Origin of the sequence: Pseudomonas sp. MPB23 (assembly GCF_046605395.1) — a bacterium.
Lineage (GTDB): Bacteria > Pseudomonadota > Gammaproteobacteria > Pseudomonadales > Pseudomonadaceae > Aquipseudomonas.
In genome coordinates, this window is record NZ_CP176771.1 from 1,202,672 (window position 1) to 1,220,426 (window position 17,755).

General features: G+C 62.1%; 17 protein-coding genes. 7 read left to right on the plus strand and 10 right to left on the minus strand.

Annotated elements, in window-relative coordinates; genetic code table 11:
* Positions 1 to 27: 27 nt before the first annotated feature.
* Both ACLH0J_RS05455 and lnt read left to right on the plus strand, forming a co-directional pair.
* Complete coding sequence (locus ACLH0J_RS05455) at positions 28 to 867, plus strand: HlyC/CorC family transporter (protein WP_247403765.1); 840 nt, start codon at positions 28 to 30, stop codon at positions 865 to 867.
* Between the two features lie 8 nt (positions 868 to 875).
* Positions 876 to 2,399 carry an apolipoprotein N-acyltransferase gene (gene lnt, locus ACLH0J_RS05460; protein ID WP_411391168.1) on the plus strand — a complete coding sequence of 508 codons (1,524 nt, stop codon included), beginning with the start codon at positions 876 to 878 and terminating at the stop codon, positions 2,397 to 2,399.
* Positions 2,400 to 2,466: 67 nt separating this feature from the next.
* Here lnt and ACLH0J_RS05465 read toward each other — a convergent pair whose 3' ends face one another.
* Positions 2,467 to 3,228 (minus strand): YdcF family protein, encoded by a 762-nt coding sequence (locus ACLH0J_RS05465; protein WP_411391169.1) that lies wholly within the window; start codon positions 3,226 to 3,228, stop codon positions 2,467 to 2,469.
* A gap of 94 nt (positions 3,229 to 3,322) precedes the next feature.
* A complete protein-coding gene (locus tag ACLH0J_RS05470; protein WP_411391170.1) occupies positions 3,323 to 3,634 on the minus strand; it encodes a hypothetical protein in 312 nt (103 codons plus the stop codon).
* A 262-nt stretch (positions 3,635 to 3,896) separates the two neighbouring features.
* On the opposite strand from ACLH0J_RS05470, the gene leuS reads away from it, so the two are divergent.
* The 5 genes from leuS to ACLH0J_RS05495 all read left to right on the plus strand — a co-directional run bounded on the left by leuS (position 3,897) and on the right by ACLH0J_RS05495 (position 10,049).
* On the plus strand, positions 3,897 to 6,503 hold the full coding sequence (leuS, locus tag ACLH0J_RS05475; protein ID WP_411391171.1) for a leucine--tRNA ligase: 2,607 nt from the start codon (positions 3,897 to 3,899) through the stop codon (positions 6,501 to 6,503).
* Positions 6,504 to 6,591: 88 nt separating this feature from the next.
* On the plus strand, positions 6,592 to 7,197 hold the full coding sequence (gene lptE, locus ACLH0J_RS05480) for an LPS assembly lipoprotein LptE (RefSeq protein ID WP_411391172.1): 606 nt from the start codon (positions 6,592 to 6,594) through the stop codon (positions 7,195 to 7,197).
* Between the two features lie 39 nt (positions 7,198 to 7,236).
* Entirely contained in the window at positions 7,237 to 8,274 is a 1,038-nt protein-coding gene (gene holA / locus ACLH0J_RS05485) for a DNA polymerase III subunit delta (protein ID WP_411391173.1), read from the plus strand.
* Between the two features lie 223 nt (positions 8,275 to 8,497).
* Positions 8,498 to 8,662 (plus strand): alternative ribosome rescue factor ArfA, encoded by a 165-nt coding sequence (arfA, locus tag ACLH0J_RS05490; protein WP_003176285.1) that lies wholly within the window; start codon positions 8,498 to 8,500, stop codon positions 8,660 to 8,662.
* Between the two features lie 61 nt (positions 8,663 to 8,723).
* A complete protein-coding gene (locus ACLH0J_RS05495; RefSeq protein WP_411391174.1) occupies positions 8,724 to 10,049 on the plus strand; it encodes a lytic murein transglycosylase in 1,326 nt (441 codons plus the stop codon).
* 127 nt (positions 10,050 to 10,176) lie between these two features.
* Here ACLH0J_RS05495 and ACLH0J_RS05500 read toward each other — a convergent pair whose 3' ends face one another.
* The 8 genes from ACLH0J_RS05500 to rodA form a co-directional block, all read right to left on the minus strand.
* Positions 10,177 to 11,097, minus strand: a complete 921-nt coding sequence (locus tag ACLH0J_RS05500; protein ID WP_411391175.1) for a S66 peptidase family protein — start codon at positions 11,095 to 11,097, stop codon at positions 10,177 to 10,179.
* A gap of 151 nt (positions 11,098 to 11,248) precedes the next feature.
* Positions 11,249 to 12,268: a lipoyl synthase gene (gene lipA, locus ACLH0J_RS05505; protein ID WP_411391176.1), complete on the minus strand. Its 1,020-nt coding sequence runs from the start codon at positions 12,266 to 12,268 to the stop codon at positions 11,249 to 11,251.
* Positions 12,269 to 12,270: 2 nt separating this feature from the next.
* Complete coding sequence (gene lipB, locus ACLH0J_RS05510; RefSeq protein ID WP_411391177.1) at positions 12,271 to 12,918, minus strand: lipoyl(octanoyl) transferase LipB; 648 nt, start codon at positions 12,916 to 12,918, stop codon at positions 12,271 to 12,273.
* Complete coding sequence (locus ACLH0J_RS05515) at positions 12,918 to 13,193, minus strand: DUF493 domain-containing protein (protein WP_010562460.1); 276 nt, start codon at positions 13,191 to 13,193, stop codon at positions 12,918 to 12,920. The genes lipB and ACLH0J_RS05515 overlap by 1 nt, the downstream gene beginning before the upstream one ends.
* 85 nt (positions 13,194 to 13,278) lie before the next feature.
* Positions 13,279 to 14,436 carry a D-alanyl-D-alanine carboxypeptidase family protein gene (locus ACLH0J_RS05520; RefSeq protein WP_010562459.1) on the minus strand — a complete coding sequence of 386 codons (1,158 nt, stop codon included), beginning with the start codon at positions 14,434 to 14,436 and terminating at the stop codon, positions 13,279 to 13,281.
* Between the two features lie 178 nt (positions 14,437 to 14,614).
* Positions 14,615 to 15,613 (minus strand): septal ring lytic transglycosylase RlpA family protein, encoded by a 999-nt coding sequence (locus tag ACLH0J_RS05525; protein ID WP_411391178.1) that lies wholly within the window; start codon positions 15,611 to 15,613, stop codon positions 14,615 to 14,617.
* Positions 15,613 to 16,623: a lytic murein transglycosylase B gene (gene mltB, locus ACLH0J_RS05530; RefSeq protein WP_411391179.1), complete on the minus strand. Its 1,011-nt coding sequence runs from the start codon at positions 16,621 to 16,623 to the stop codon at positions 15,613 to 15,615. The genes ACLH0J_RS05525 and mltB overlap by 1 nt, the downstream gene beginning before the upstream one ends.
* 17 nt (positions 16,624 to 16,640) lie before the next feature.
* The gene (gene rodA, locus ACLH0J_RS05535; RefSeq protein WP_050442794.1) at positions 16,641 to 17,744 is read right to left on the minus strand and encodes a rod shape-determining protein RodA; all 1,104 of its coding nucleotides are present in this window, start codon (positions 17,742 to 17,744) and stop codon (positions 16,641 to 16,643) included.
* Positions 17,745 to 17,755: the final 11 nt, after the last annotated feature.

Consider the following 17,755-nt stretch of genomic DNA (forward strand, 5'->3'; position numbering starts at 1 on the left):
AACATCAAAGGATTTAGAGTAATCGCTATGAGCGAAGACCGATCGAGCAACGGGCAAAAGTCATGGCTGGGTAAACTGACCCAGGCTTTTGCCCACGAGCCGAAAAACCGCCAGGAGCTGCTGGAGCTGCTGCGCGAGGCCCATCAGAACAAGTTGCTGGACAGCGAAGCGCTGGCCATCGTCGAAGGTGCCATCCAGGTGGCTGACCTGCAGGTTCGGGACATCATGGTCCCGCGCTCGCAGATGATCAGCATCAAGGCGACCCAGACCCCACGGGAATTCCTCCCGGCCGTGATCGACTCGGCGCACTCGCGCTACCCGGTGATCGGTGAAAGCCATGACGACGTCATGGGTGTCCTGCTGGCCAAGGACCTGTTGCCGCTGATCCTCAAGGAGAACGGCGACAGCTTCAACATCAAGGACCTGCTGCGCCCGGCCACCTTCGTGCCCGAATCCAAGCGCCTGAATGTGCTGCTGCGCGAATTCCGCGCCAACCACAATCACATGGCCATCGTGATCGACGAATACGGTGGCGTCGCGGGCCTGGTAACCATCGAAGACGTACTGGAACAAATCGTCGGCGACATCGAAGACGAGCATGACGTCGAAGAAGACAGCTACATCAAACCCCTGCCCAGCGGTGATTTCCTGGTCAAAGCGCTGACGCCGATCGAAAACTTCAACGAGTTCTTCGACAGCGAATTCTCCGACGACGAGTTCGACACCGTCGGCGGACTGGTAATGAGTGCGTTTGGTCACTTGCCTAAACGTAACGAAACCACGGTGATCGGCGCCTATCGCTTCCGCATCCTGAATGCCGACAGCCGCCGTATCCACTTGATCCGCCTGACACCTATTGCCCGCTAAGGACTGACATGCGCCGTTTCATCGCTCCCGGCTGGCCCGGTAACCTGCTGGCCGCGGTGGCCGGCGCGATCACCACCCTGGCGTTGGCGCCGTTCGATCTGTGGCCGTTTGCGCTGCTGGCGGTCGGACTGTTCTATATCGGGCTGCGGGAACTGACCCCACGCCAGGCTCTCGGCCGTGGCTGGTGTTTCGGTTTCGGCCTGTTCGGCGCCGGCACCAGTTGGATCTACTACAGCATCCACCACTTCGGCGGCGCTTCGGTGCTGCTGGCGGGTTTCCTGATGCTGCTGTTCACCGCCGCCATCGCCTGGTTCTTCGCCCTGCCCGCCTGGTTGTGGGCGCGCTGGTTGCGCCGCAATGAAGCGCCGCTGGCCGACGCCCTGGCGTTCGCCGCGCTGTGGGTCGGCCAGGAAGCCTTTCGCGGCTGGTTCCTCACCGGTTTCCCGTGGTTGTACTCCGGCTACAGCCAACTTGACGGCCCCCTCACCGGCCTCGCGCCAGTGGGCGGGATGTGGCTGATTTCCTTCGCCCTGGCCCTGACCGCCGCCCTGTTGTGCAACCTGCCGCGCCTGCTGGCGAGCAAACGCAATGCTTTCATCGGCGCGGGCCTGGTGTTGCTGGTAGCGCCTTGGGCCATCGGCCTGGCGCTCAAGCATCACGCCTGGACCAGCCCGTCCGGTGCGCCACTGAGCGTGGCGGCCATCCAGGGCAACGTCGAACAAAGCATGAAATGGGACCCGGAGCAGCTCAATGCGCAGCTCGCGCTGTACCGCGACATGAGCTTCAGCTCCAAGCGTGTCGACCTGCTGATATGGCCGGAAACGGCAGTGCCGGTGCTCAAGGAGTCCGTCGAGGGCTACCTCGGGATGATGGGCAAGTTCGCCGCCGAGCGACACACCGCGCTGATCACCGGCGTACCGATTCGCCAGGAAGTGCACCACCAGAAGCGCTACTTCAACGGCATCACCGTGGTGGGCGAAGGCGATGGCACTTACCTGAAGCAGAAACTGGTGCCCTTCGGTGAATACGTGCCGCTGCAGGACATGCTGCGTGGGCTGATCGCGTTCTTCGACCTGCCCATGTCGGACTTCGCCCGCGGCCCGTCCGACCAGGCGATGCTGCAAGCCAAGGGTTATCAGATCGCACCGTTCATCTGCTATGAAGTGGTCTACCCGGAATTCGCCGCCAGCCTCTCGGCCCAGAGCGACCTGCTGCTGACCATCAGCAACGACACCTGGTTCGGCCGCTCCATCGGTCCCTTGCAGCACCTGCAAATGGCACAGATGCGTGCGCTGGAAGCCGGTCGCTGGATGATCCGTGCCACCAACAACGGCGTGACCGGGCTGATCAATCCGTATGGGCAGATCACCGCGCAGCTCCCGCAGTTCGAGCGCGGCATTCTGTACGGCGAAGTGGTGCCGATGCACGAACTCACGCCGTACCTGCAATGGCGCTCGTGGCCGCTGATCACCCTGTGCCTGGTGTTGTTTGGCTGGGCACTGTTGGCCGGTCGGATGTCCAAAACGGTCTGACAGCCCCACACAAAACCCCATGTGGAAGAGGACTCACGCCCTCCCACATGGGGTTTTGTCCGCAACGTCAGCGGTAGAACAACCGGTAACCCACCTGCCCCACCGCCTCATTGATCAACTGCCCGCTCTGCCACACCGACTTGAACTCCGGCATCCAGCCACCCAGCGGCCGGGCGTTGTCCACGCCGAGGAAGCCTACCGGCGCCGGCACCACGGTGAAGCCGGCCTTTTCAAAACTCCACACCGAACGCGGCATGTGCCAGGCCTGGGTGACCACCACCACCCGCTTGATGCCCTCGGGCAATAAAATCTCGGCGCTCATTTGCGCGTTTTCCCAGGTGGTGCGGCTACGCTCTTCCTTCCAGCGCACGGCGACGCCGAAATCATCCTGCATCGATACCGCCATCAACTGCGCCTCGCTGGGCGGCGTGCCGTAATGCAGGCCGCCGGTGGTCAACACCGGCAACCCGGAGGCCTTGGCCAGTCGCGCGGCATAGCGCTGGCGCTCCAGGCCGATGCCGGTCGGCTGATCGGCGCCCCACGCCGGGTCGCCGCGCTCGCGCCCCGAGCCCAGCACCACAATGGCGTCGGCGCGCTGGGCCAGGGTCGACCAGTCTTCACGGGCCAGCGGCGGCTCGCTCTCCAGGGCCCGCGCGCCCCACTCCACCATCACCGGCAGGCTGATCAACCACATGCCGCCCAGCCCAAGGGCAAAGCAGCAAGCGGCCAAGCGTGGACGGCTGCGACGAAACCACCAGGCAAGAGCCAGCAACAGCAAGAGAATGCCGGGCGGCAAAAGCAGTTGTTTGATGAAGTAACGAATAGGCATCGGGCATCTCCAAAGATGCCCGAAGCCTAAGGTGTAACGGGGTTTAGCGACAATCTTTACCGTGACATGACGTACCAGGGGGGAATGGATGACTTCAGCGGACGGACCGGAGCTTTTCCGGGCCGCGACCGACCGACACGTCATTGAGCCACACCACCTTGGCAGAATGCGCAGGTTCCTTGGCTGGCGGGATTGCCACACAAGGAGGTGTACTGCGCCCATTACGCTGCAGATAAGCCTTGATCAGTTCCAGCTCCGCGCGGCTCAGACCGCGCAGTTCCAACTCGACAGGCCGTTCATCTCGCAATCGGCCCGCTGTTCTCGCTGCATCCAATGCTCGACCCAATCGGTCGATCAGTCCTTCATAGATGTCCGTTTTCGTTGCGCTTCGCTGCGATTCAACCATCCCCTCACCTCATTGAAGATAAGACTCACTCCCCAATAAACAGCGTAGTACCCTTGGCTACGCCTGCCTGGCGCCGCGACAGACGGCCTCAACCGCGCAATCAGGGTTTCCCTCGATAGAGTGGGGTCATGTATGCTACGGCGCTTCCTGTAACTCCACTTCCCGCAGGGTTTGGGCACGGACGCGGCGCTTTTTGGTGTCGATCAGCCTGGACATTGCACCGAAGAGGATTAGGCCACCCCTATTCAGTTCAAAAGTAGCCATGCACGAACAATATCAGCCCCGTGAAATAGAAAATGCCGCCCAAACCTTCTGGGACGAGCAAAAGTCCTTTGAAGTCAGTGAACAGCCAGGCAAGGAGACGTTCTATTGCCTATCCATGTTCCCTTACCCCAGCGGCAAGCTACACATGGGGCACGTGCGTAACTACACCATCGGCGACGTGATTTCCCGTTACCAGCGCATGCAAGGCAAGAACGTCCTGCAACCCATGGGTTGGGACGCCTTCGGCATGCCGGCGGAAAACGCCGCGATGAAAAACAACGTGGCTCCCGCCAAGTGGACCTACGAAAACATCGCCTACATGAAGAACCAGCTACGCAGCCTGGGCCTCGCGGTGGACTGGTCCCGCGAAGTGACCACCTGCAAGCCGGACTACTACCGCTGGGAACAATGGCTGTTCACCCGCCTGTTTGAAAAAGGCGTGATCTACCGCAAGAACGGTACCGTGAACTGGGACCCGATCGACCAGACCGTGCTGGCCAACGAGCAGGTGATCGACGGTCGCGGCTGGCGTTCCGGCGCGCTGATCGAAAAGCGCGAAATCCCGATGTACTACTTCAAGATCACCGCCTACGCGGATGAACTGCTGTCGAGCCTCGACGACCTGCCGGGCTGGCCTGAACAGGTCAAGACCATGCAACGCAACTGGATCGGCAAGTCCAAGGGCATGGAAGTGCAGTTCCCGTACAACGTCGATTCGATCGGCGAAGCGGGCGCACTCAAAGTCTTCACCACCCGTCCGGACACCCTGATGGGCGCGACCTACGTCGCCGTGGCCGCCGAACACCCGCTGGCTGCCCAGGCCGCACAGAACAACCCTGAGCTGCAGGCGTTCATCGCCGAATGCAAAGGCGGCAGCGTGGCCGAAGCCGACGTCGCCACCCAGGAGAAAAAAGGCCTGCCCACCGGCCTGTTCGTCGAACACCCGCTGACCGGTGAAAAATTGCCGGTATGGGTCGCCAACTACGTGCTGATGCACTACGGCGATGGCGCCGTCATGGCCGTGCCGGCCCACGACGAACGCGACTTCGAATTCGCCACCAAATACAACCTGCCGATCAAGTCCGTGGTCCGCACCAGCTCGGGCGATACCAACCCGGCCCCGTGGCAAGACGCCTACGGCGAGCACGGTGAGTTGATCAACTCCGGCGAGTTCGACGGCCTGGACTTCGCCGGCGCCTTCGACGCCATCGAAGTCGCCCTGATCAAGAAAAACCTCGGTGCCTCGCGCACCCAGTTCCGCCTGCGCGACTGGGGCATCAGCCGCCAGCGCTACTGGGGCTGCCCGATCCCGATCATCCACTGCGACACCTGCGGCGACGTGCCAGTGCCGGAAGACCAACTGCCGGTCGTCCTGCCGGAAGACGTGGTGCCGGACGGCGCCGGCTCGCCGTTGGCGCGCATGCCCGAGTTCTATGAATGCAACTGCCCGAAATGCGGCGCGCCAGCCAAGCGTGAAACCGACACGATGGACACCTTCGTCGAGTCCTCGTGGTACTACGCCCGTTATGCCTCGCCCCACTACGAGGGCGGTATGGTCGAGAAGTCGGCAGCCGACCACTGGCTGCCGGTGGATCAGTACATCGGCGGTATCGAGCACGCCATTCTTCACCTGTTGTACGCACGATTCTTCCACAAGCTGATGCGCGACGAAGGCCTGGTGAGTTCGGACGAGCCGTTCAAGAACCTGCTGACTCAGGGCATGGTGGTCGCCGAGACTTACTATCGCCGTGAAGCCAATGGCGCCTACACCTGGTTCAACCCGGCCGATGTCGAGCTCGAGCGCGACAGCAAAGCCAAGGTCATCAGCGCCAAGCTGATCGCCGACGGCCTGCCGGTGGAAATCGGCGGCACCGAGAAGATGGCCAAGTCGAAGAACAACGGCGTCGACCCACAGTCGATGATCGACCAGTTCGGTGCCGACACCTGCCGCCTGTTCATGATGTTCGCCTCGCCGCCCGACATGAGCGCCGAATGGTCCGACTCCGGCGTCGAAGGTTCGCACCGTTTCCTCAAGCGCGTCTGGCGCCTGGCGCACGCCCATGTCAGCCAGGGCCTGCCGGGCAAACTGGACGTGGCCGCCTTGACCGACGAGCAGAAAGCCATTCGCCGCAGCACCCACCTGGCCATCAAGCAAGCCAGCCAGGACGTCGGCCAGAATCACAAATTCAACACCGCCATCGCCCAGGTGATGACACTGATGAACGTGCTGGAAAAAGCGCCGCACGCCACCGAACAGGATCGCGCACTGGTGCAGGAAGGCCTGGAAACGGTCACCCTGCTGCTGGCGCCGATCACGCCGCACATCAGCCATGAACTGTGGAGCCGTCTGGGCCACAGCGAGGCGGTCATCGATGCGCGCTGGCCGGTACAAGATGACAGCGCCCTGGTTCAGGACACGCTGCAACTGGTCATCCAGGTCAACGGCAAGTTGCGCGGCCAGATCGACATGCCTGCCAGCGCCAGCCGCGAAGAAGTCGAAGCGGCAGCCCGCGGCAACGAGAACGTGCTGCGCTTTACCGAAGGGCTGACGATCCGCAAAGTGATCGTGGTGCCTGGCAAACTGGTCAATATCGTCGCTAGCTAATCGGATCGGGCGCAAGGCTTGAGCCTTGCGCCGAACAAAGCCTTCAGGGCCTCGATAAGGCCCACATGGTTTCAAGGGGAGCAACAAAATGATCAAACGCAATCTGCTGGTTATGGGCCTCGCCGTGCTGCTGAGCGCTTGCGGCTTCCAGCTGCGCGGTACCGGCACCAATGACCTGACGATCAAGGAACTGGACGTCAGCGCTCGCGACGCCTACAGCGAAACCGTGACCCAGCTGCGTCAGGTCCTTGAAAACAGCGGCGTGCACGTCTACACCGGCGCGACTTACAAGCTGTTCCTGGCCAATGAGAAAGAAACCCAGCGCAACCTGAGCTACGCCAGCGCCGGTCGTGCTTCCGACATCGAACTGATCAGCGTGCTCAGCTTTCAAATCCAGGGCCGCGATCACCTGCCATTGATGAGTGACGACCTCCAAGTGCAGAAAATCGTCAGCCACGATGGCAACAACCTGGTGGGCTCGGACTCCGAAATCATCCAGGTCCGCAAGGAAATGCGTCGCGAGCTGGTACAGCGCATGGTGCTGCGCCTGTCGATGCTGACCCCGGAACAACTCGCTACCCTGCAGCAACGTGCTGACGACAAGGCCAAGGCCGATGCCGACGCGCTGAAAGCCGCGCAGGAATACGAAGACAACACGCCGAAACAATCGCCTGTCGAAGTCCCTGTCGAGTAAGCCAGACGGGGCGCCCCCAGCGCCCCGTTCGCCCCGCCTATGAAACTCGCCCCCGCCCAACTCGCCAAGCACCTGCAAGGTAGCCTCGCGCCTGTCTACATTGTCAGCGGCGACGACCCGCTGCTGTGCCAGGAAGCCGCCGACGCCATTCGTAGCGCCGCGCGCCAGCAAGGTTTCGATGAACGCCAGGTGTTCAGCGCCGACGCCAGTTTCGACTGGGGCACGCTGCTGCAAGCGGGCGCGAGCATGTCGCTGTTCGCCGAAAAACGCTTGCTGGAACTGCGCCTGCCGTCGGGCAAGCCGGGCGACAAAGGCGCGGCAGCCCTGATGGAATACTGCTCGCGCCCGGCCGAAGACACGGTGTTGCTGATCAGCCTGCCCAAGCTCGACGGCAGCGCGCAGAAAACCAAATGGGGCAAGGCCCTGGTGGAAGGGGCACAGACCCAATTCATCCAGATCTGGCCGGTGGACAGCAGCCAGTTGCCGCAATGGATTCGCCAGCGTCTGTCCCAATCGGGGCTGGCGGCGACCCAGGACGCGGTAGAGTTGATCGCTGCCCGGGTCGAAGGCAACTTGCTGGCCGCCGCCCAGGAGATCGAAAAGCTCAAGCTGATGGCCGAAGACGGGCAGATTACCGTCGAGACCGTCCAGGGCGCAGTGGCAGACAGCGCACGCTTTGACGTATTCGGGCTGGTGGATGCGATTCTCAACGGCGAACCCGCCCATGCCCTGCGCATGCTCGAAGGCCTGCGCGGCGAAGGCGTGGAGCCTCCGGTGATTCTCTGGGCCCTGGCCCGGGAGCTGCGGGTGCTGGCCAACATTTCCCTGCAATACAGCCAGGGCACGCCGCTGGACAAATGCTTCAGCCAGGCCAGGCCGCCGGTGTGGGACAAACGCAAACCCCTGATGAGCAAGGCCCTGCAACGGCACTCGGCGCAACGCTGGGCGCAGCTGTTGCTGGATGCACAGCGTATCGACGCCCAGATCAAGGGCCAGGCCGCCGGTTCGCCGTGGATGAGCCTCAGCCGTCTGTCACTGCTGATGTCTGGACAGTGCCTGGCATTACCCGCCGAATAACCCCTCGCTTAAAAACACCGCCAAACCCAGGTCGGAGGGGGCTTGCTCCCGATAGCGATGGATCAGCCAGCATCTATAGCGACTGACACCCCAAAATCGGGAGCAAGCCCCCTCCCACATCTGGACCGCGTTTACATTTCAAGACACCTGCCGGGCTTTACAGCCGTGCAACTTAGGCCGATGATTTGCACCGCTGTATTCCACACCCACGAGAGTATCGATCATGAGCAAAAAGCCATCCAAGCATGGCCCCAACAAGGCCAAATCCATCATCGCCCAGCCACTGTTCCGCAGCCGTCAGGAACGCGCCGGCAAGGGCAAAGGCAGCTACCGCCGCGAAGCCTTCCAGTCTAATAGCTGGGAGGCTTCTTACTTTCTGGCTGCCTGAAGGCAAGCGCCCCTCTGGCATGATAAGGTCTGTACCTGATTTGTAACCCCTGGACCTGTGCATGCCCTCTAGTCTTTCCCGTCGTTGGCACCTTCGCCAATTGATCGCTGCCGCCAGCCTCGTACTGCTAGTCGCCTGCGCCGAAAAACCTACCGCCGCCGACGCCCAACCCCTACCGACGCTCCAGACCGCCCCGGTGGCAGCGCCCGCTGTCGTGGCCCCGCTGGCCGTGGACAACCTCGACATCCAGCCGACCCAGACCTTTGCCGAATGGCAGGCGGGCTTTCGCGTGGACGCCTTGAAGGCCGGCATCACGGCGGCGGTGTTCGACAATGCCTTTGCCAACGTCACCCCTGATATGGCAGTGATCCGCGCCGACCGCAGCCAGCCGGAGTTTTCCCGGCCGGTGTGGGAATACCTCGAAGGCGCCCTGTCGCCGGTACGTGTGCGCAATGGCCAGGCGCAATTGATCAAATACGCGGACATCCTGCAAAGCATCGAACAACGTTACGACGTCGACCGCCAGGCGCTGGTGTCGGTGTGGGGCATGGAGAGTAACTTCGGCCAGTTCCAAGGCAACAACTCGGTAATCCGCTCCCTCGCGACCCTGGCCTACGAAGGCCGTCGCCCCGCGTTTGCCCAAGCGCAATTGCTGGCGGCGCTGCAGATCATCCAGCACGGCGATATCCAGGCCGACCAAATGAAAGGCTCCTGGGCCGGCGCCATGGGCCAGACCCAGTTCATCCCGACCACCTACAACACCCACGCCGTGGACTTCGACGGCGACGGTCGCCGCGACATCTGGAACAGCCCGGCCGACGCCCTCGCCTCCACCGCGCACTACCTGCAAAGCTCCGGCTGGCAGAGGGGCCAGCCGTGGGGCTTTGAAGTCAAGCCATTGCCGATGAACTTCGATTACGCCCTGGCCGACGGCGGCCTGCGCAAGACCGTCGCCGAATGGCTGAAACTGGGTATCGAGTTGCCGGCGGGCGCGAGCATGCCGCCGAACGTCGACCACCTGTCCGCCGCCCTGCTGCTGCCGGCCGGCTACCGTGGCCCGGCGTTCCTGGTGCTGGATAACTTCCGCGCGATCCTCAAGTACAACAACTCGTCGTCTTACGCCCTGGCCGTGGGTCTGCTGTCGGAGCGCTTTGGCGGCGGCGGTGTAATTCGTGGCGATTGGCCGAAAGACGAGCTGCCACTGAGCCGGTCGCAGCGCATTGACCTGCAAACAGTGCTCAGCGCCAATGGCTATGACGCCGGCAACCCGGACGGGATTATCGGCGCGAACACCCGTAAGGCGATCCGGGCGGCGCAGCAGTCGTTGGGCTGGCCGGCGGATGGGTATCCGACGGTGAAATTGCTGGAATCGCTGAAGAACCGCTAGATCGGCTTATGGCGATGACTGCTATCGGGAGCAAGCCCCCACATTTGAATTCATTCCAAAGAATGCACTCGGTCCAAATGTGGGAGGGAGCTTGCTCCCGATAGCGGTTTAACAAACGACAACAGCCTCAGGGCCTGAACACCACATCCTGCTCCAGCACCACCCGCTGCTCCCCCGCATCCAGCCGAACCAGCGCCCCCATCGGCAGCGTCAGGTTCGGATCGCAATGCCCACTGCGCCAGCCGGATAACACCGGAATGCCCCGCGAGGCGAAGGTTTGCTTCAGCAGGCACTCCAGCGCAATACGATCCACCCCGGCGACATCCCCCACCAGCACACCCGCGACCTGCGCCAACTTGCCCGCCAACCGCAGGTGTGTCAGCAAGCGGTCGATGCGGTAGATCGGCTCGTTGACGTCTTCGATAAACAGGACGATGCCTTCAGCGTCGATTTCATAAGGCGTGCCCATCACCGCCGCGATCATCGACAGATTGCCCCCCAGCAAGCGCCCACAGGCGATACCAGGCTCGATCGTGGTCAACGGGTAGGCGACCGGATGGGTCAGCACGCTGCCGGCGCCCAGTTGCCCGCGCAAGAGGCTGAACAGCGAGGACTCGGTCGGTTGTTGCTTGTCACCCAACAGATCGGCATTGAGCATCGGGCCGTGGAAGGTGACGAAACCGGCATAGCGGTTGATCGCCAGATGCAAGGCGGTGATGTCGCTGTAGCCGACGAACGGCTTGGGGTTGGCGCGCAACAGGTCGAAGTCCAGGCGGTCGAGCAGGCGCGGTGTGCCGTAGCCGCCGCGCAGGCAGAAGATCGCATCGATTTCGGGGTCGGCGAAGGCAGTGTGGAGGTCACGCAGGCGTATGTCATCGCTGCCGGCGAGGTAGCCGTCGCGCGCATAGACACCGGGGGAAATTCGCAGGTCGTAGCCACGGGAGCGCATCCATTGGCCGGCCTTTTCAATGTCCAGCGTGGCCGGGCCGGCCGGGGCGATCAGGGCGATGACGCCTTCAGAACGAAGGGCTGGAACGGCTACCGTCATACACAACTCTCCCTAATTTGACGCGGAACGAAATGTGGGAGGTGGCCCAGCTTCCGATAGCGATGGATCAGCCAGCACTGTAGTGACTGACATACCGCAATCGGGAGCAAGCCCCCTCCCACACTGACCTGCGGTGTTGCGCAGATCTGTATTACGAAATCAGGCTTGCCTTGACCAGCTTGGCCTGTTCGTCGGCGTGGTACGAAGAGCGCACCAGCGGGCCCGAGGCCACGTTCTTGAAGCCCATCTTGTAGCCTTCCTCGGCGAACCAGGCGAATGTGTCCGGGTGCACAAAACGCTGGACCGGCAAGTGGCTGCGCGACGGTTGCAGGTACTGGCCCAGGGTCAGCATGTCGATGTCGTGTTCGCGCATGCGCTTCATGACTTCGATCACTTCGTCGTCGGTTTCGCCCAGGCCCAGCATCAGGCCGGATTTGGTCGGGATGTGCGGCATCATCTGCTTGAATTTCTGCAGCAGGGTCAGCGACCACTGGTAGTCGGAGCCTGGACGCGCGGCTTTATACAGGCGTGGCACGGTTTCCAGGTTGTGGTTGAACACATCCGGCGGCTCGGCGGCGGTGATTTCCAGTGCCACGTCCATGCGGCCACGGTAGTCCGGCACCAGGGTTTCGAGCATCACGTCCGGTGACAGCTTGCGGATTTCGCGGATGCAGTCGGCAAAGTGCTGGGCACCGCCGTCACGCAGGTCGTCGCGGTCGACGGAGGTGATCACCACGTACTTGAGCTTCAGGTCGGCGATGGCGATGGCCAGGCTTTCCGGCTCGTTGACGTCCAGTGGCTTCGGCCGGCCGTGGCCGACGTCGCAGAACGGGCAACGACGGGTGCAGATGTCACCCATGATCATGAAGGTGGCGGTGCCGCCGGAGAAGCACTCGCCCAGGTTCGGGCAGGAGGCTTCTTCGCACACGCTGTGCAGCTTGTGTTTGCGCAGCAGGGCCTTGATACGGTCGACTTCCGGCGAGACCGGGATGCGCACGCGAATCCAGTCAGGCTTTTTCGGCAGTTCGGTGGTCGGAATGATCTTCACCGGGATGCGTGCAACCTTCTCGGCGCCGCGCAGCTTGACGCCGGCTTCCACCTTGGCACGCGGGGCCGGACGCTCGGTGATGTCCAGCGTCGGGATCATGGTTTGCACAGCATCAGTAGTCATAATCAGTCGATTCCGCCCGTGAGGGTCGTCTGCTCAGCATAGTCGAGGTGTTTGACGAGCTGCGCACGCAGCCGGGCACTTACCTCGGCAAATTTAATCGGTGCGGCGTGGTCGCTCAGTTGGGTCATCGCCAGCCCTGCGTAACCGCACGGGTTGATCCGTCGAAACGGCGCCAGGTCCATGTCCACGTTCAAGGCCAGGCCATGAAAGGAACAACCGTGGCGAATCCGCAAGCCGAGGGAAGCGATCTTCGCGCCGTCCACATACACACCGGGTGCATCGGGCTTGGCCGCGGCGCTCACGCCGTAGCTGGTCAACAGCTCGATCAGGCAAGCCTCCATGCGGTTCACCAGGTCACGTACGCCGAAACCCAGCTTGCGCACGTCCAGCAGCAAGTAAGCCACCAGTTGACCGGGGCCATGGTAAGTCACTTGCCCCCCTCGGTCGACCTGCACCACCGGAATATCACCCGGAAGTAGTAGATGCTCGGCCTTGCCGGCCTGGCCCTGGGTGAACACCGGCGGGTGTTCCACCAGCCAGATTTCATCGGGGGCCGAGCTGCCGCGCTCGTTGGTGAAGCGCTGCATGGCATGCCAGACGGGCTCGTAGTCCATCCGGCCGAGCTCGCGAAAGCCCAGGATCTGTGGCATCACAGCACCATGTGTACGAAGCCGGTGGCCCGCAGTTCGCTGTTGATGTCGTAGAGCTGATCTTGACCGGTCGCAACGATGTGCAACTGGATCGTGGTGTACTTGCCGTTGGTGCTTTGACGCTCATCCACACGGTTGTGGTTGATTGTTGCGTGTTTCTTGACGATCTCGATGATCTTGTCTCTGTTGCCCACACCTGTATCGCTGATCACCTTGACGGGATAGTCCACGTTTGGGAACTCGATCTTTGGCGCCTTTACTTCGGTATCGGTCATGGCGTAACGGCCTCGTAAGCGTAAGCCGTGGCGACGGGCAAAGCCCCATGTCGGATCAACACGGGGCTTTGCAGGTGCACACTTATCAGTTGAACAAGCTGTAGAAGAACAGGCGGATGCTATCCCACACGCGGCGGAAGATACCACCTTCGTCGACGGCGTCCAGGGCGATCAGGTCGGCGCTGTGCACCACCTTGTCGTCCAGTTTCACTTCGACTTTACCGATCACGTCGCCCTTGGCGATTGGCGCAACCAGGTGCGGGTTCATGGTCATGCTGGCCGCGAGCTTTTTCAACTGGCCTTTAGGCATGGTCAGGGTCAGGTCTTCGGCCAGGCCGGCCTTGACTTGCGAGGTCGCGCCTTTCCAGACCGGCGCGGTCGCCAGCTCGGCACCCTTCTGATAGAAGGTCTGGGTTTCGAAGAAGCGGAAACCATAGGTCAGCAGTTTTTGCGTCTCGGCCGCACGGGCCTGCTCGCTGTTGGTGCCGAATACCACGGCGATCAGGCGCTGGCCATCACGTACGGCGGACGACACCATGCAGTAGCCGGCTTCTTCGGTGTGGCCGGTTTTCAGACCGTCGACGGTCTTGTCGCGCCACAACAGCAGGTTGCGGTTGGGTTGCTTGATGTTGTTCCAGAAGAATTCCTTCTGGGAGTAGATCGCGTAGTGCACCGGGTCGACACGGATGATCGCGCGCGCCAGGATCGCCATGTCATGGGCCGACGAGTAGTGCTCGGGGTTCGGCAGGCCGGTCGGGTTCATGAAGTGGCTATTGGTCATGCCCAGGTCGGCCACGGTTTTGTTCATCATGTCGGCGAATGCGTCTTCGCTGCCGGCGATGTGCTCGGCCAGGGCGACGCTGGCGTCGTTACCGGACTGGATGATGATGCCGTGCAGCAGGTCGCTCACCGTCACTTGCGAGCCGACTTTGATGAACATCCGTGAACCGCCGGTACGCCAGGCGTTTTCGCTGACGGTCACCGGGTCGTTCTCGCCGATCTGGCCGCGACGGATTTCCAGGGTCGCGATGTAGGCCGTCATCAGTTTGGTCAGGCTGGCCGGCGGCAGGCGCTGGTCACCGTTGTTCTCGACCAGCACATTGCCGCTGGCGGCATCCATGAGGACCCAGGCCTTGGCAGCCAGTTGCGGGGAAGCCGGCACCATTTCAACCGCCCAGGCGGCCGGGGTGATGATCAGCGAGATAAGCAGGCACGTGCGTTTGGCTAAGGTGGTGATGTTCATCCGTCTCTCGAAATTACTTATGGAAACTTGCCCTCGCGGGCAAAACTTATTCAGACAGCCCGTTAGCAGACTGTCACGTGTTCGGTTGCCCGCTCACCCCTTGCCCCTGGGTTTTATTGTTCAACGAGCCAACAACCAGGGTTCAGCCGCGCATGCGCGCCAGAACCATCAATCTTTTTTATTCGGCAGTGACCACGCTGGGTTGCCCCAGGTTGGCCAGGCGCACGCTGTTCTGCACTTGCGCGACCTCGCTCGGCGAACCGATCGGGCCCATGCGCACACGGTGCAGGGTTTGCTGGTTACGCACGATGGAGCTGATGAATACCGGCGCGTTGACCATGCTGCTGAGCTTGGACCTTAACAGTTCTGCCGCATCCGGGTTGGCGAAAGCGCCCACCTGCAGGTATTGCCCGCCGGCCATCGAACTGCCGGGCGCGGCCTGGGGCACGGCCACGGTATCCGGCGCGTGTTGCGCCGGCGGCGGCGTCCACTGCTCGACCTTGCCGGCCGACGCGGTAATTTGCGGTTGTGGTGTCTGCGGCTCATTAAGCATCAACGGCGCCGGTTTGCCGCGCTGGGCCCAGTACTGCGCCGGGTCGATGCCTTCGACCTTGACCCGTGCGGTGCCGGTTTCGGCATAACCGAGTTTCTTCGCCGCAGCGTAGGACAAGTCGATGATCCGGTCCGAATAGAACGGCCCACGGTCGTTGACCCGCAGGATCACCGTGCGGTGGTTGTCCAGGTTGGTGACCCGCACATAGCTGGGCAGCGGCAAGGTCTTGTGGGCTGCGCTCATGCCGTACAGGTCATACACTTCGCCGTTGGCGGTGTTCTGGCCATGGAACTTGGTGCCGTACCAGGACGCCGTGCCCGATTGCACGTAGGTCTTGGAATCCTGCAGCGGGAAGTAGGTCTTGCCCAGCACGGTATACGGGTTGGCCTTGTATGCGCCGGTATGCAGGGTCGGCGTGGCATCCGGGATTTTCGACACGTCGACATCCCACCACGGCGCGCCATCTTTATGCGCACGGTTGATATCCAGTCCCGGCTGGGAACGGACGGCCGTGCCACCGTACTTCTGCGTCGGGCCACGGCTGGTGGAACAACTGACAACCAGCAAGGACAACGCGGCGAACGCCACCAGCTTGAGCGGTTTATTGAACGGCGATGCCCGCATTACTTGGTGCCCCGTGCTTGGACCAGCATGTCTGACAGCTGATGCACGGCCATGGCGTACATCACACTGCGGTTATAACGCGTGATTGCGTAGAAATTCTTCAGGCCCATCCAGTATTCAGGGCCGTTTTCGCCGTCGAGACGGAACGCCGTCACCGGCACATCATCGCGTGGCGCATTCTGACTCGACCAGCCCAGCGCCCGCAACTCCCCGACCGTCTTGGCCGGCTCGATGCCTTGGGTCAGGCCTTCGTCGGCGCGCTCCCCGGTGACCTCGGCACGCACGACCACCGATTCGCCGGACACCCAGCCGTGGCGCTTGAAGTAGCTGGCGACGCTGCCGATGGCGTCGTCGGGATTGCTCCAGATGTTGATGTGGCCATCACCGTCGAAATCCACCGCATAGGCGCGAAAGCTGCTCGGCATGAACTGCGGCAGGCCCATGGCCCCGGCGTAGGAGCCCTTGAGGGTCAACGGGTCGACCTGCTCTTCACGGGCCAGCAACAGGAATTCGCGCAGTTCCTTGCGGAAGAAATCGGCGCGCGGCGGGTAATCGAAGCCCAGGGTCGACAGCGCGTCGATCACCCGATAGCTGCCGGTGTTGCGCCCGTAAAAGGTTTCGATGCCGATAATCGCCACAATCACCTGGGCCGGCACGCCGTATTCCTGCTCGGCACGGGCCAGTACGGCCTCGTGCTCGCGCCAGAAGTCCACACCCCGGGCCACGCGGGCGTCGGTCAGGAACATCGGGCGATAGTCCTTCCACTGCTTCACGCGTTCGGCCGGGCGGGAGATGGCGTCGAGGATCGCCTGCTTGCGCTGGGCCTCGCGGAACACGCCCATCAGTTGTTCACCGGCGAAACCATAGTCGCGGGTCATTTCGCCGACGAATTCAGCGACCTGGGGTGAGCCATCGTAGTCACCGGCCAGCGTCTCTTGCGTTGCCCCCAACAGCCCAATCAGGCCCATCCAGGACGCATGCCGAGTCACCCAGCCGCGCATTACTTGCATTGACATCTTCACCTTATTCAAACCTGAGCGATCCACTTGCGATGCGTATGAATCGACATCAAAACCCCAAACGCTGACAGCAAGGTCACCAGCGAAGTTCCGCCGTAGCTAATGAATGGCAACGGCACCCCCACCACCGGCAGCAGGCCACTGACCATACCGATGTTGACGAAAACGTAAACAAAAAAAGTCATGGTCAGGCTGCCGGCGAGCAATTTACCGAATAGCGTCTGCGCCTGGGCAGTGATCACCAGGCCGCGACCGATCAACAGCAAATAAATCAGTAATAGCGCGCAAATGCCCACCAGGCCAAACTCTTCGCCCATCACCGCGATGATGAAGTCGGTGTGGCTCTCGGGCAAAAAGTCCAGGTGCGATTGGGTGCCCAGTAACCAGCCCTTACCAAATACACCGCCGGAACCGATGGCCGCCTTCGACTGGATGATGTTCCAGCCAGTGCCGAGCGGGTCGCTCTCAGGGTCGAGGAAAGTCAGGATTCGCTGCTTCTGGTAGTCGTGCATGAAGAAGAACCACATGGCCACCGCCACCGGCACGGCGGCGGCGAGCACGCTGAGAATCCAGCGCCAGCGCAAGCCGCCCATGAACAGCACGAACGCCCCGCCCGCGAGGATCAGCAGCGATGTGCCAAGGTCCGGCTGGCGCACGATCAGGATGAACGGCACGCCAATCAGGATCAGGCTGATCCCCACGTGTTTGAGCTGCGGCGGCAAGGTGCGCTTGGACAGGTACCAGGCAATGGTCGCCGGCATCAGGATTTTCATGAATTCCGACGGCTGGAAGCGAATCACCCCCGGAATGTTGATCCAGCGGGTCGCGCCCATGGCGTTGTGGCCCATCACGTCCACCACCACCAGCAGCAATACGCCGGCGACATACCCCAAGGGCACCCAGCGCGCCATGAAACGCGGCTCCAACTGGGCGATCACCACCATCGACAACAACCCCAGGCCGAAGGACGACGCTTGCTTGATCAGCAGGTCCCAGTTCTTGCCGCTGGCCGAATACAGCACGAACAGACTGCCGGCGGCCAGGGTCAGCAGCAGGATCAGCAACGGGCCGTCGATGTGCATGCGCTGCAACAACGTCGCGCGGCGACGCATCACATCCTCAC

Excerpts from the sequence above, each read along its gene's own strand:
- ACLH0J_RS05525 (WP_411391178.1), bottom strand. The coding sequence starts at position 15,613 with ATGCGGGCATCGCCGTTCAATAAACCGCTCAAGCTGGTGGCGTTCGCC.
- lnt (WP_411391168.1), top strand. The coding sequence starts at position 876 with ATGCGCCGTTTCATCGCTCCCGGCTGGCCCGGTAACCTGCTGGCCGCG.
- ACLH0J_RS05520 (WP_010562459.1), bottom strand. The coding sequence starts at position 14,436 with ATGAACATCACCACCTTAGCCAAACGCACGTGCCTGCTTATCTCGCTG.
- ACLH0J_RS05500 (WP_411391175.1), bottom strand. The coding sequence starts at position 11,097 with ATGACGGTAGCCGTTCCAGCCCTTCGTTCTGAAGGCGTCATCGCCCTG.
- ACLH0J_RS05515 (WP_010562460.1), bottom strand. The coding sequence starts at position 13,193 with ATGACCGATACCGAAGTAAAGGCGCCAAAGATCGAGTTCCCAAACGTG.
- mltB (WP_411391179.1), bottom strand. The coding sequence starts at position 16,623 with ATGCAAGTAATGCGCGGCTGGGTGACTCGGCATGCGTCCTGGATGGGC.
- lipA (WP_411391176.1), bottom strand. The coding sequence starts at position 12,268 with ATGACTACTGATGCTGTGCAAACCATGATCCCGACGCTGGACATCACC.
- ACLH0J_RS05455 (WP_247403765.1), top strand. The coding sequence starts at position 28 with ATGAGCGAAGACCGATCGAGCAACGGGCAAAAGTCATGGCTGGGTAAA.
- holA (WP_411391173.1), top strand. The coding sequence starts at position 7,237 with ATGAAACTCGCCCCCGCCCAACTCGCCAAGCACCTGCAAGGTAGCCTC.
- ACLH0J_RS05495 (WP_411391174.1), top strand. The coding sequence starts at position 8,724 with ATGCCCTCTAGTCTTTCCCGTCGTTGGCACCTTCGCCAATTGATCGCT.
- leuS (WP_411391171.1), top strand. The coding sequence starts at position 3,897 with ATGCACGAACAATATCAGCCCCGTGAAATAGAAAATGCCGCCCAAACC.
- rodA (WP_050442794.1), bottom strand. The coding sequence starts at position 17,744 with ATGCGTCGCCGCGCGACGTTGTTGCAGCGCATGCACATCGACGGCCCG.
- ACLH0J_RS05465 (WP_411391169.1), bottom strand. The coding sequence starts at position 3,228 with ATGCCTATTCGTTACTTCATCAAACAACTGCTTTTGCCGCCCGGCATT.
- lptE (WP_411391172.1), top strand. The coding sequence starts at position 6,592 with ATGATCAAACGCAATCTGCTGGTTATGGGCCTCGCCGTGCTGCTGAGC.
- ACLH0J_RS05470 (WP_411391170.1), bottom strand. The coding sequence starts at position 3,634 with ATGGTTGAATCGCAGCGAAGCGCAACGAAAACGGACATCTATGAAGGA.
- lipB (WP_411391177.1), bottom strand. The coding sequence starts at position 12,918 with ATGCCACAGATCCTGGGCTTTCGCGAGCTCGGCCGGATGGACTACGAG.
- arfA (WP_003176285.1), top strand. The coding sequence starts at position 8,498 with ATGAGCAAAAAGCCATCCAAGCATGGCCCCAACAAGGCCAAATCCATC.